The sequence below is a fragment of the Xenorhabdus bakwenae genome, from assembly GCF_030272115.1.
Lineage (GTDB): Bacteria > Pseudomonadota > Gammaproteobacteria > Enterobacterales > Enterobacteriaceae > Xenorhabdus > Xenorhabdus bakwenae.
The window spans coordinates 259988-272306 of the sequence record NZ_CP119194.1; the positions used below are offsets into that span (position 1 = coordinate 259988).

At 43.5% G+C, this 12319-nt stretch carries 8 protein-coding genes, 2 tRNA genes and 1 pseudogene; 8 read left to right on the forward strand and 3 right to left on the reverse strand.

Translation table 11 applies throughout. From position 1 onward, the window contains the following. Nucleotides 1-440 precede the first annotated feature (440 nt). The 6 genes and pseudogenes from menD (at nucleotide 441) to PXH59_RS01765 (ending at nucleotide 6825) form a co-directional block, all read left to right on the forward strand. Complete coding sequence (menD, locus tag PXH59_RS01735; RefSeq protein ID WP_285810037.1) at nucleotides 441-2114, forward strand: 2-succinyl-5-enolpyruvyl-6-hydroxy-3-cyclohexene-1-carboxylic-acid synthase; 1674 nt, start codon at nucleotides 441-443, stop codon at nucleotides 2112-2114. After that, a complete protein-coding gene (gene menH, locus PXH59_RS01740; RefSeq protein ID WP_285810038.1) occupies nucleotides 2111-2881 on the forward strand; it encodes a 2-succinyl-6-hydroxy-2,4-cyclohexadiene-1-carboxylate synthase in 771 nt (256 codons plus the stop codon). The genes menD and menH overlap by 4 nt, the downstream gene beginning before the upstream one ends. A gap of 13 nt (nucleotides 2882-2894) precedes the next feature. Next, nucleotides 2895-3752 carry a 1,4-dihydroxy-2-naphthoyl-CoA synthase gene (gene menB, locus PXH59_RS01745; protein WP_047769379.1) on the forward strand — a complete coding sequence of 286 codons (858 nt, stop codon included), beginning with the start codon at nucleotides 2895-2897 and terminating at the stop codon, nucleotides 3750-3752. Between the two features lie 13 nt (nucleotides 3753-3765). After that, a complete protein-coding gene (gene menC / locus PXH59_RS01750; RefSeq protein WP_285811846.1) occupies nucleotides 3766-4746 on the forward strand; it encodes an o-succinylbenzoate synthase in 981 nt (326 codons plus the stop codon). Then, a pseudogene (gene menE / locus PXH59_RS01760) lies at nucleotides 4737-6159 on the forward strand (o-succinylbenzoate--CoA ligase). The gene menC and the pseudogene menE overlap by 10 nt, the downstream one beginning before the upstream one ends. A 123-nt stretch (nucleotides 6160-6282) precedes the next feature. Further along, complete coding sequence (locus tag PXH59_RS01765) at nucleotides 6283-6825, forward strand: YfaZ family outer membrane protein (RefSeq protein ID WP_285811848.1); 543 nt, start codon at nucleotides 6283-6285, stop codon at nucleotides 6823-6825. 66 nt (nucleotides 6826-6891) lie between these two features. On the opposite strand, the gene tyrP is transcribed toward PXH59_RS01765, so the two are convergent. The 3 genes from tyrP to PXH59_RS01780 form a co-directional block, all read right to left on the reverse strand. Further along, nucleotides 6892-8097 carry a tyrosine transporter TyrP gene (gene tyrP, locus PXH59_RS01770; RefSeq protein WP_285810040.1) on the reverse strand — a complete coding sequence of 402 codons (1206 nt, stop codon included), beginning with the start codon at nucleotides 8095-8097 and terminating at the stop codon, nucleotides 6892-6894. Nucleotides 8098-8500: 403 nt separating this feature from the next. Then, nucleotides 8501-8576: transfer RNA gene (locus PXH59_RS01775), tRNA-Thr, on the reverse strand. A gap of 6 nt (nucleotides 8577-8582) precedes the next feature. Further along, nucleotides 8583-8670: transfer RNA gene (locus PXH59_RS01780), tRNA-Ser, on the reverse strand. 211 nt (nucleotides 8671-8881) lie between these two features. On the opposite strand from PXH59_RS01780, the gene rcsD reads away from it, so the two are divergent. Beyond that, nucleotides 8882-11617: a phosphotransferase RcsD gene (gene rcsD / locus PXH59_RS01785; protein ID WP_285810042.1), complete on the forward strand. Its 2736-nt coding sequence runs from the start codon at nucleotides 8882-8884 to the stop codon at nucleotides 11615-11617. Between the two features lies 1 nt (nucleotide 11618). After that, a complete protein-coding gene (gene rcsB, locus PXH59_RS01790) occupies nucleotides 11619-12269 on the forward strand; it encodes a response regulator transcription factor RcsB (RefSeq protein ID WP_285810043.1) in 651 nt (216 codons plus the stop codon). Nucleotides 12270-12319: the final 50 nt, after the last annotated feature.

The window sequence follows — 12319 nt, forward strand, 5'->3', positions numbered from 1 at the left end:
TTATTTTAAATAAATGCGTTAAAGTGAGGTTAATTTATTTTTCAGTATAAAAGTGGGGTTTGTTAATCGTAATATGACTATATTTCAAAATTAAATACTATTTTTAATCACCATGCCGAAAATGTTAGCGAAATTGATATTCGGGTATTCTCTTTTGTGTGTGAATTTCAAACGATATTGTATGAGTGATTTGCATTAGTAATTATATGGATATTGTTATCACTTGCAGATAACGTCAGAGGAAAATATAAGGCCTCGCGTCGTCTTGCGGGTTGCAACGTGAAGTTTATCGAGTATATAGCTGAAATATCGCCAATTAAATGACAATTCCTTGAACTAAGATAAGGAAATCGTTTTTATCCGCGTTAAGATCAAGAACATCTTATATAATTATCTCTTATTTTTTGGCCTCATTTTTGAAAGAACTTTTTGGGCATTCTATGTCAAACAGCGCACTCAACCGCCGCTGGGCGGAACTTTTATTGGAAGCATTAACCCGCCACGGATTGCGTCATGTCTGCATTGCTCCCGGCTCTCGTTCAACATCATTGACATTGGCTGCCGCAAAAAACCATAAGTTGAACTGCCATACTCATTTTGATGAGCGCGGGTTGGGCTATTTGGCTTTAGGACTGGCAAAAGCGGGCAAAGAGCCGATTGCGGTTATTGTGACGTCTGGAACGGCAGTTGCCAATTTGTATCCTTCTTTAATTGAAGCAGGATTGACGGGAGAGCGATTGGTATTTCTCACCGCAGACAGGCCGTCTGAATTAATCGATTGTGGTGCTAATCAGGCTATTCGTCAGGTAGGCATTTTTGCTTCTCATCCCGCGCAAACTTTAGCACTGCCACGACCAACCACAGAGATCCCTGCCAGTTGGTTGGTTTCGTCTATCGATAATGCAATGTCAAACCTGAAACAAGGTGCTCTGCATATTAATTGCCCGTTTGCGGAGCCTTTGTATGGTGATGAGGTGACAGCGCATCAAGATTGGTTGCAAACATTGGGGGATTGGTGGCAAGGGAATGAACCGTGGTTGATCCAGCCAGAAATATATACCACCCTCAAGGCAGTTGATTGGGATATCTGGCAGAAAAAACCGGGAATTGTACTGGCAGGGAGAATGAGCGCAGAAGAGGGCAACTATGTTGCTCAATGGGCAAAAGAGATGGGATGGCCACTTATTGGTGATGTGTTGTCCCAAACGGGACAGCCTTTGCCATGTGCAGATTTATGGCTGACTCACTCCCGCACTCAGGAGATCCTGGCACAAGGGCAATTGGTGATCCAATTTGGTGCCAGCCTGACAGGTAAGCGGCTGCTGCAATGGCAGGCTAAATGCCAGCCTGAGCAGTATTGGATTGTCGATCCCATTGCCGGCAGGCTTGATCCTGCAAACCATAGAGGGCGCAAATTCACTTGCAGTGTGACTGATTGGTTACGGGAACATCCCGCATATTCACGAGCACCCTGGGCAGAGGAATTGAATTCATGGTCAAAAAGTGCGTTTAAGTGTGTTGAAACAAAGTTGACGGGAGAATTCAGTGAGGCCGCGGTTGCGCATCAACTGCATCAATTGTTGCCAGAACAGGGGCAATTGTTTGTTGGCAATAGCTTGATTATACGTTTGGTTGATGCTTTGGGGCAGCTTCCCGTGGGTTATCCGGTTTACAGTAACCGAGGTGCCAGTGGTATAGATGGCTTGATTGCGACCGCAGCAGGCGTACAGCGGGCGACAAATAAACCGACACTCACGGTGATAGGTGATATCTCTGCCCTCTATGATCTCAATAGCCTGGCTTTATTACGCCACCTTTCTGAACCGATGTTATTGATCATAGTAAATAATAATGGTGGGCAGATTTTTTCTCTGTTACCGACACCGCAGGAAGAACGCCAGCGTTTTTACTGTATGCCGCAAGATGTCAATTTTAATCATGTTGCTGCCATGTTCGGCCTAAACTATGCGGCACCACAAAATTGGCCGGAATTAAAACGCTGTGCCCAACAAGTATGGGATCGTAAGGAGACGACATTGGTTGAGCTAAAAGTGCCAGGCAATGCCGGAGTGGTCTGCCTGCAGGAGCTGCTCAAACAGGTGGCGTCTTTGTGAAACTAAATTTCCGGGCATTTCATACACATAATCAAGGGACATGGTTAGTCTGGTTGCATGGATTATTGGGAACCGGCGACGACTGGTCTCCTGTCGTGGAGGCGTGCAATCGATATCCTTCATTGGTTGTTGATTTACCCGGGCACGGTAATTCCGCCGATATAGCCTTAACAGGCGGTTTTGCTGAGATGAGTGAATTGCTGGGAGCAGCCTTAGCGGAGTATCCAATCAATGAGTACTGCTTGATTGGCTATTCACTGGGAGGACGAATTGCCATGTACCATGCGCTCTATGGTAAACAAAATGGCTTGCGCGGATTGCTGGTGGAAGGAGGAAATCCGGGGCTGTTTTCCCAGCAGGAGCGTGCTATGCGATTACGCAATGATCAGCATTGGGCACAGCGTTTTCGTCAGGAGCCAATGGTGTCAGTCTTACCTGATTGGTATCAACAACCGATATTTGCTGATTTAACGACGGCTCAACGTGAGCAACTTATTCATCTGCGCAGTCAAAACAGGGGAGAGCGTATCGCGGATATGCTGGAAAATACCTCTTTAGGCCGCCAACCCTGGCTGGTTTCTGCTTTACAGCACATATCTATTCCTTTCTCTTACTTATGTGGGGAAAATGATCGTAAATTCCGGAAGATAGCGCAGCAATATACGTTGCCATTAACAACCATTCCTCAAACTGGACATAATGCTCATTATGGCAATCCTGCGGCTTTTGCCAGCGCAGTGAGCTATTTTTTATCACTTTTTGGTTAAAGGAAACTCAATAATGCGTTACCCAAGCGAAGAAAAATTGTATGCCCCTATTGAGTGGCAAGATTGTTCCCAGGGGTTTGAAGATATTCTCTACCATAAATCCGCAGATGGCATTGCCAGGATTACGATTAATCGCCCACAGGTACGTAATGCGTTCCGTCCTTTGACAGTCAAAGAGATGATTCAGGCGTTGGCAGATGCCCGTTATGACGAAGCCATTGGCACGATTATTCTGACAGGAATGGGAGAAAACGCGTTTTGTGCTGGAGGCGACCAAAAGATCCGTGGCGATTATGGCGGCTATAAAGATGATGGCGGAGTACACCATCTGAATGTATTGGATTTTCAGCGTCAGATCCGTACCTGTCCAAAACCGGTCGTTGCCATGGTTGCGGGGTATGCCATTGGCGGTGGGCATGTCCTGCATTTGATGTGTGATTTGACCATTGCGGCAGATAATGCCATTTTTGGTCAAACAGGCCCTAAAGTCGGTTCCTTTGATGGCGGCTGGGGGGCATCGTATATGGCCCGGATCGTAGGACAGAAAAAAGCGCGCGAGATCTGGTTCCTGTGTCGCCAATACCATGCCAAAGAAGCCCTGGATATGGGACTGGTTAACACCGTTGTGCCTTATGCCGAATTGGAAAAAGAAACTGTGCGCTGGTGTCGTGAGATGCTGGAAAACAGCCCAATGGCGTTGCGTTGCCTGAAAGCGGCATTGAACGCAGATTGTGATGGTCAGGCTGGTTTACAGGAGTTGGCGGGCAATGCCACCATGCTGTTCTACATGACCGAAGAAGGGCAGGAAGGGCGCAATGCGTTCAACGAAAAACGCCATCCTGATTTCCGTAAATTCACGCGTAATCCGTAAGTTGTCAGCCATCATGCGTAAAGCCACTTTGTACCTATTCAGCCTGCCCATGGAGGCAGGTATTATTCTGCGTTATCAGCGCCTGAAAACCCGTGACGGCTTTTTGGTGCACTTACAGGAAAATGGACGAGATGGTTGGGGAGAAATTTCCCCATTGCCTGAATTCAGCCATGAAACGCCTGAGCAAGCTGAAATATCGGCGGTGGAATGGCTGCAACAATGGTGCCTGGGCACACAGCCAGAAGAGAGCGATCTGCCTTCCGTTGCGTTTGGCATAAGCTGTGCACTGGCTGAATTACAGGGGACGTTGCCTGAAACTGCCGATTATTGCAAGGCAGCGTTATGTACGGGCGATCCCGATGCGGTGATCCTGCGTTTGGGAAGTATGGCAGGGCAGAAAATTGCCAAAGTGAAAGTTGGGCTATATGAAGCCGTACGGGATGGCATGGTCGTCAATGTGATGCTTGAAGCGGTGCCTGATCTCCGGTTGCGATTAGATGCTAACCGCAGTTGGACACGTACAAAAGCAGAGGGATTTGCTAAATATGTCAATCCAGTTTATCGGCACCGAATTGCTTTTATCGAAGAACCCTGCAAAACCCGGGATGAATCTCTGGCGTTTGCTCGTGAAACGGGTATCGCCATTGCATGGGATGAAAGTGTCCGTGAAGCCGGTTTTATCGTAGAAGCTCAGGAGGGTGTCTCTGCCATTATCATCAAACCAACATTGACAGGCAGCATTGACCGTTGTCGTCAATTAATTACCGAAGCTCATCAGTTAGGGTTAGAAGCAGTGATTAGCTCCAGCATTGAAAGTAGCTTTGGTTTGACACAATTGGCTCGTCTTGCTCAATGGCTTACGCCTGATTCACTGCCAGGTCTGGATACTTTGGATCTTATCCAGTCACAACTTATCCGTTGTTGGCCTGATAGTCATATGCCATGTGTCATGCTGGATAAGCTGGCTATGGTGTGGAGTTATGAATGTCAGTAACAGAGTGGACTCAATGGCCGTGGCAGCATTGGGCTGCGGCCTTACCTGAAAAACAGGCCATCCAGTTAGATGATGAGCAATTAACCTGGCATCAATTAACGCAAAGCATCAATGCTATTGCTGTCCATTTTCGCCAACAGGGCGTTGTGGAAGGTAGTGGCGTGATCTTGAGAGGCAAGAACAGTGCGGAACTTCTGTTGTGTTACCTGGCTGTCCTGCGATGTGGTGCCAGAGCGTTACTTCTTAATCCTCAATTACCTGATCGGTTGCTGGCGGAGTTATTGGCTCATCTCAATATGGATTATGGGGTGGATTTCACGGACTCGCCTTCGCCTGTTATGCCCGTTAAGCTACTTGACTGGCAACAAAAGTTTCCGGCGAAACATGATCGGCGGGCAAAAAAACAACCTATTGGTGGTGTGGGAAAGTCAACGTCCTGCCAGCATGATCCTGACCTCTGGCTCTTCTGGGTTGCCCAAGGCTGCGGTACACTCCATTGGTGCTCATCTTGCCAGCGCACAAGGTATTCTTTCCCGTATGGATTTTCAGCCAGATGATAGTTGGTTACTGTCATTGCCCCTGTTTCATGTTTCAGGTCAGGGGATCCTTTGGCGTTGGTTACAAACAGGCGCAACATTAGTGCTGCGGGATTTACATCCGCTGGATCGCGCGCTGTCTGGTTGTACCCATGCATCACTTGTGCCTACTCAACTGTGGCGTTTGCTGGAACAACCCCATAACTATCCATTGACATTAAAAGACGTGTTATTGGGCGGCGCTATGATACCAACGTCGCTGACTCAACGAGCTGAAGAACTGGGTATTCGTTGTTGGTGTGGCTATGGGCTGACAGAAATGGCATCAACTGTTTGTGCAAAACGCGCCGATGGGTTGCCTGGGGTAGGCAATCCACTTCCGGGAAAATCCATTCGCTTAGTCGATGAAGAAATTCAGATCCGCGCTGATAGTATTGCGAATGGCTATTGGTTTAACGGGGAATTGCAGCCATTGACAGATAATGAAGGATGGTTTTCGACACGGGACCGAGGCGTATTTGAACAGGGGGAATTACGGATCTTAGGGCGTCTCGACAACCAGTTCTTCAGTGGAGGAGAGGGTATCCAGCCAGAAGATATTGAGCGGATCATTAACCAACATCCTCAAATTGAACAGAGCTTTGTTATTCCCATTCCTGATATTGAATTCGGTCATCGGCCAGTCGCGGTCATTGAAACTCAATATCCTGTGCTAACAGAGACAATTATTGATTGGCTTGCGGATAAAACTGCGGCTTTTCAGCGGCCTGTTGCCTGCTATGTGTTACCTGCACAACTGAAAAACGGAGGAATAAAGGTTTCGCGCCAACACGTGAAGCAGTGGGTAACAGAGATAAATAGTAAGCATTATAAATAGTAACGTCATTTACATATCTTTATAAATATAAACATTTCCTTGCTTTTGTGATCTATGTCACCACGTTGGTTTAAGTACAATATCTTAGCCTATATGGGCAGTGACTAATTAAAGGACAAGATGATGAAAGGCTTTATTGCTATCGGCGCCGCGAGTTTGCTTTTTATAGCGGATTCAGCAAATGCTCTCTCTATAGATGCTCAGGTGGGAAAACACAGCACAAGCACCTCCGTGGGAATGGGTGATAAATATGCCGGCCTGTCTCTGACGGGTAACTGGATCCGCAGTGATCACAATGGCCAGCTGGGTAGTTTAGGTTTAGGCTTCGGGCTGCCATTGGGTCCATTCGCTGCAAACGTCGGCGCGAAAGGGCTTTATTTGTCCCCCAAAGATGGGAAAGATGGCGCAGCATTGGCTGTCGGTGCGGGCCTTAGTTGGGCTGTGACTTCTTCTTTATCCCTGTATGGTGAGGCTTACGGTTCGCCATCGGGCTTAACGTCAGGGATGGATTCTTACACTGAGGCGACAGCGGGAGCGCGTTATACGTTTTTCAGGCCTCTGAGTGTTGAGGTGGGCTACCGTGTCATTGACATACGGGGTAGTCATGGTAATCGTAATAACAAGGTTTCCGATGGTTTTTATGTTGGCATCGGTTTAAGTTTTTAATTAAACGAAAATGCTGCAAGGTTATCCGCATTAATATTGATGCGAATAACCTCAGACAGGATAACGTTACCCCACGTTTGGCAGTAGACCTGTGACAATGCCAAGTTGAATGGCAATAACGGCGAGTCCACACAGGAAAACAAAGACTAATGCAGGTTTACCACCTTTGACACGATAACCTGCCTGATTTTCTTCACGACTACGCCAAACCAACAGGGACGGCAATAATAGCGCGAGAATGGAGAGCGCAACCGCCGCAAATGTCAGTGCCATAACAAAATTAGGGTAATACAGAGCACATAATAGTGGTGGAACAAAAGTCATTAACCCTGTTTGTAAACGTCCTTTGACATTATTGCGGCGTTTAAACAGGTCAGCCAGGTAATCAAATAACCCCAGGGCAACACCGAGGAATGAGGTGGCGAGTGCAAGATCGGCAAACAGATGAACGGCAAACTCCACCTTAGGTACAGCGACAATTTCTCTGACTGCTTTCAATAACCCATTCAGGCCAGATTCTTGCGCAAGAATGCCAACAAATGTATTTGAAGAAATAGCCCCGAGCGTTACTAATTGCCACAGAATATAGGCTAACAGGGGAATGGCACTACCGATAACAAAGATTTTTCGTAGCTTGTTGGTCTCTCCTCCCATATAGGCAACGACACTTGGCACACTACCGTGAAATCCGAATGAAGTAAAAATGACCGGGATGGCAGAGAGTGCTAATCCTTGCTCAATGGGCATGGAGATCAGGTTGATTTTATCAACATGAGGCATCATTACGCTAAGTACGATCACCAGAAAAACAATTTTAGCAGTAAACAGCAGGCGGTTGATAAAATCGACAGATTGAGTGCCAATACAGACTACCCCACCACCAATAATAGTAAAAATGCTGATCCCGGCAGAGACAGAAACCGGTTTATCCAACCAAGAAGAGAGGGAGATCGCCAGTAACTCACCCGCACCACTAATATAAGCTGTTGTCAGGGCATACATAAGGAAAAGCATACTGAAGCCAGTCAACACCTGCCCACCTAACCCAAGGTAGCGTTTTGCGATAGTTCCTAACCCAGTATTAAACTCATTATGTTGATACACCTCCACGAGCAAGAGTGCTGTATAGCTCATTAACGCCCACAGGGCGACTAACATAGCAAATGTAGTTCCAAATCCCACACCCGCCGTTGCTAATGGCATTGCTAACATCCCTGCGCCAATCGTCGTTCCAGCAACGATAAAAATACTGCCAATAGTGCGATTTTTCACGCGATCCTCATTTCTGAATATGTTGAGAAATAATTATAAGATCCGCAGGTTAAATGATTGATTTATGGCTGTCAAATCTATAGTACACAGAGTGTAAATAAATAATTACACTTGTGGTGGCATTGGATAATTCGTTATCAAGCTATGTGATTCGGAAAAAATCACTAAGAAAGCAGAAGCATATTAAGTTAAAAAATAACCAGAAACTTCTTGGTTGAGTAACATAATTTATTGGTATGTTAAGTAACTTTATCGCTTTGCCAGGGGGAAACTTGGCCAACCAGGGCGATAAGATGGCAAAAAGCCAAATGAGAAGGGAGTATATGCAGGAAATTTTGTTGAGAATATAAAGTAAAAACCCGCTATTTCACCGATTGATTACGGGAAATAGCGGGTTCTTGTATGGTGCCGGCTACCGGAGTCGAACTGGTGACCTACTGATTACAAGTCAGTTGCTCTACCAACTGAGCTAAGCCGGCGAAATTTGGCGGAAGGATAGAGATTCGAACTCTAGGATGGTTTCCCATCGGCGGTTTTCAAGACCGCTGCCTTCGACCGCTCGGCCATCCTTCCATGGCGCGAGATTATGCCTATATCGTTTTGATGTGTCTAGCCCTCAAAGGAAAAAAATTGTTTTTTTTTACTGTTTGCTCAATCTTCGATCTGTAATAGCCTTTTCATTTGTGAAGCTGCTAATATTAAGCTTAGTACGCTGGCTTATTTATCGACGGGTTGATGTCGCATTGACCAAAATATATTCATATTAAAGGCAACCATTCAAAGAATGTATAAACAACCACCTATCAAGCCATCCTCTATTCCTCGTTTTTACGCGTTATTTGTTACTTTGCTTTTTACGTCTCTATTTTTATTCGGGTATAACTATTTTGATATTTGGCTGATGGATAAAAAATATGCTATCAGTAGTGTAACCGCTAAGATGAGATTGCAGATTAAAGATTATCGTTACCATGCAAGTCATATTTTTGAGCAGTCTAATACTCTGCTAATCTCCTCTCAGGAGAATGTGCCATTGTTTAAATTGCGTCCCGATGCTTATTGGCTAGAAAATCGTTATCAATCTGTTGATACCATTATTTTTGGGCAACATAACGACTCGAGTGTCCAGCTGGCTGAATATCTGTCTGGCTATTTGGATATTCTCTGGGGAGCTAATAATGAATACTTGTCCATGTACTACCTTAATGGGCAGGATAATAATTTGTTATTGATAACAACCTATCCGATTCTAAAACCAGAAATCAGGTTCAAAGAGAGCTATCTGACTCTGAATTCTGAAACCAAACGCACCGAGATGTTGGAGCAGTCTTCTGCTTTGGAGGAGAAAGAGAGCATTTCCTCCATTAATGTATTACGTGGTGAAAATATTTATTTCTACACCTATAAAGCTGCATTTAATGCAACAGGGCAATTAACCACCATTATTGCTTTTGATTTACCCATTAATAACCTTTTGCCGGTTGATATGTCACCAGCAAACTTCCGCTTGAATGCGATCAACTTACATGAACCTGAAGCTTCCGAGACTGCTGAGGTTTCATTAAACGGTTTTTGGCTAGAATTTTCTCAGCCCCTTGATGTCATGCCGTATAAATTGATTTATCAAGTCCCACTGAAGGCACTGATTGTAGATTTGTTGTTCAGGAATGTCTGGCTGTTACTTTCAATATTGTTTTTCTTTTTGTTTTCTTTGAGCGGGTTATTTTATATCCGCCGGCGATATATTGCACCAAATGCTTCTATGGATCATGAACTGAAAATTAAAAATGCCCTAAATAGTGATATTATCTCCCATATTCCTGTTGGCGTCGTGGTTTATGATTTTGAATCAAATCAGATAATGATAATTAATAAAATTGCGGAGCAGTTAATACCCCACCTGAATTTGAATAAAGTTAGAGCGATGGCACAGCAACATCATGGTGTAATTCAGACATCCATTGACGAAGCCGTTTATGAAGTAAAAATGTATAACAATAGCTTCTTACCAGAAACGTATCTGTTTTTACTGCAAGACAAAGATCAGGAAGTCATGGCAAATAAACGATTGCAATTTGCTCATCGTGAATATGATAAAAGCATTCAGATCAGGCGTTCTATGCTGTCAAATATTAATAATGAAATAAAATACCCTGTTAGCAGTATTAATGCTATTACCAAGCAATTGAAGCAGCTATCACAAGATGAAAATGGACAAAAGTTATTGGATAGGTTATTAGATAAATCAAAGTATATCACCGAATGGGTTGAAAATATTTCATTACTCAATGAGTTGGAGCTGGGAGATTGGCAGCCGGAAAATGAAACATTTTCCCTATCTTCACAATTGGAAGATATTTTGAAAATCTCTTTACCAATATTAAATGCTAAGGGTTTGAGGGTTTATTATCATTTTAATATTTCTCGTGAGTCTTTATTCATAGGGGATAGGGTAGCATTAAGTAAAATTGTTACATTGTTATTTAATTATGCAATAACGATGACCAGCTATGGTAAAATATCATTGGTTGTTAATGGTTCAGGTAAATATGACAACCATATTCAGATTGAGTTGATAGATAGTGGTGTTGGTTTAAGTGAAAGAGATCTAACCAGCTTAACTTATCCTTTTCTGAACCAATCCGTGGAAGATAAGTACTCTACAAATTCTGGCATGACTTTTTATTTATGTAATCAGTTGAGCAAAAGAATGGGAGGAAGCCTTGATATTAAAAGTAAGTTGGGGTTGGGAACACATTATGTTATCAATCTGCCCCTATTGCAGCATAAAGATGAAAATAGTGAAACGCCTCCACTTTTGGAAGGGGTCACGATTTTAATTGATATCAATAACCCTGAGATCAGCAAAATCGTCCATACTTATCTCAATAATTATGGTGCTGCGTACTTTTATAAAAGAAAAGAAAGCACTACGGAAGAATACGATATTATCCTTACGGATAGACTTTACAAAGAAGAAAAGCGGTACAAATATGAAAAACCAACTATATTATTAGTGGGAAGTTTAGCAGGATTTAAGCAGTTGAAGCCGGGAATGGTTCAGTGCAATTACAATCTTGCTGATGATATTATCAATGCAATATCGTTTCTTTTCGAAGAAAATTTCAGTTTAGATGAAATCAGGGAAATTCCTGAATCAGCAGGTGATTTAGCTAAAGGTGTTGATTTATTTGAGAATCTTGATAGCAGTATTTGCAATATCCTCAAAATTTATCAAACGCAGTTGGCAGATAGTGACTACAGGAAATTGTTTATAGAGACAGTACCTATGGATATCACCAGACTGTATACTGATATGGAACGACATGATTTGATATCACTTTCGCAAACGGTACACCGCCTTAAGGGTGCGTTTGCTGTGTTGGATTTAAAATTTCTTAGGTCATCATGTGAGGCGTTGGAAAAACACATAGCAGACAATAATGAAGTAGAAATCAAAAGTAGCATCAGCCTCATTGATTCCTTTGTCACAAAGCTGTTGCAGCAAGGTAACCAATAATATGAATAACCTTAATGTCATTATTGCCGATGACCATCCCATCGTTTTGTTTGGCATCCGCAAGTCACTTGAACAAATTGAGTGGATTAATGTAGTCGGTGAATTTGAAAATTCAACGACGCTCATTAATAGCTTGCCACATATAGAAGCAAATGTTCTCATAACAGACTTGTCAATGCCTGGGGATAAATATGGTGATGGTATCACCCTGATAAAATATATTAAACGTCATTACCCAACATTGGCAATTATTGTTCTTACCATGAACAATAATCCGGCTATTTTAAGTGCTATACTTGAGCTTGATATTGAGGGAATCGTGTTAAAGCAAGGAGCACCAACAGATTTACCTAAAGCACTTTCTGCTTTGCAAACGGGGAAACAGTTTACGCCTGAAAGTGTTTCTAAGTTACTTGAAAAGGTTAATGCTAATGGATATGGAGATAAGCGTTTATCTCCGAAAGAGAGCGAAGTCCTGCGTTTATTTTCTGACGGTTTTCTTGTTACTGATATTGCCAAAAAACTTAATCGTAGTATTAAGACAATTAGTAGCCAGAAGAAATCCGCCATGATAAAACTGGGGGTCGATAACGATATCGCATTGCTTAACTATTTATCTTCCGTCACTATCGATAAAGATATTGGTAACTAACCCATGTGTTATCTTTTCTAATGGGAAATCGGTAGCAATAGTTACCGATT

Excerpts from the sequence above, each read along its gene's own strand:
- menC (WP_285811846.1), top strand. The coding sequence starts at position 3,766 with ATGCGTAAAGCCACTTTGTACCTATTCAGCCTGCCCATGGAGGCAGGT.
- PXH59_RS01765 (WP_285811848.1), top strand. The coding sequence starts at position 6,283 with ATGAAAGGCTTTATTGCTATCGGCGCCGCGAGTTTGCTTTTTATAGCG.
- menD (WP_285810037.1), top strand. The coding sequence starts at position 441 with ATGTCAAACAGCGCACTCAACCGCCGCTGGGCGGAACTTTTATTGGAA.
- rcsB (WP_285810043.1), top strand. The coding sequence starts at position 11,619 with ATGAATAACCTTAATGTCATTATTGCCGATGACCATCCCATCGTTTTG.
- rcsD (WP_285810042.1), top strand. The coding sequence starts at position 8,882 with ATGTATAAACAACCACCTATCAAGCCATCCTCTATTCCTCGTTTTTAC.
- menB (WP_047769379.1), top strand. The coding sequence starts at position 2,895 with ATGCGTTACCCAAGCGAAGAAAAATTGTATGCCCCTATTGAGTGGCAA.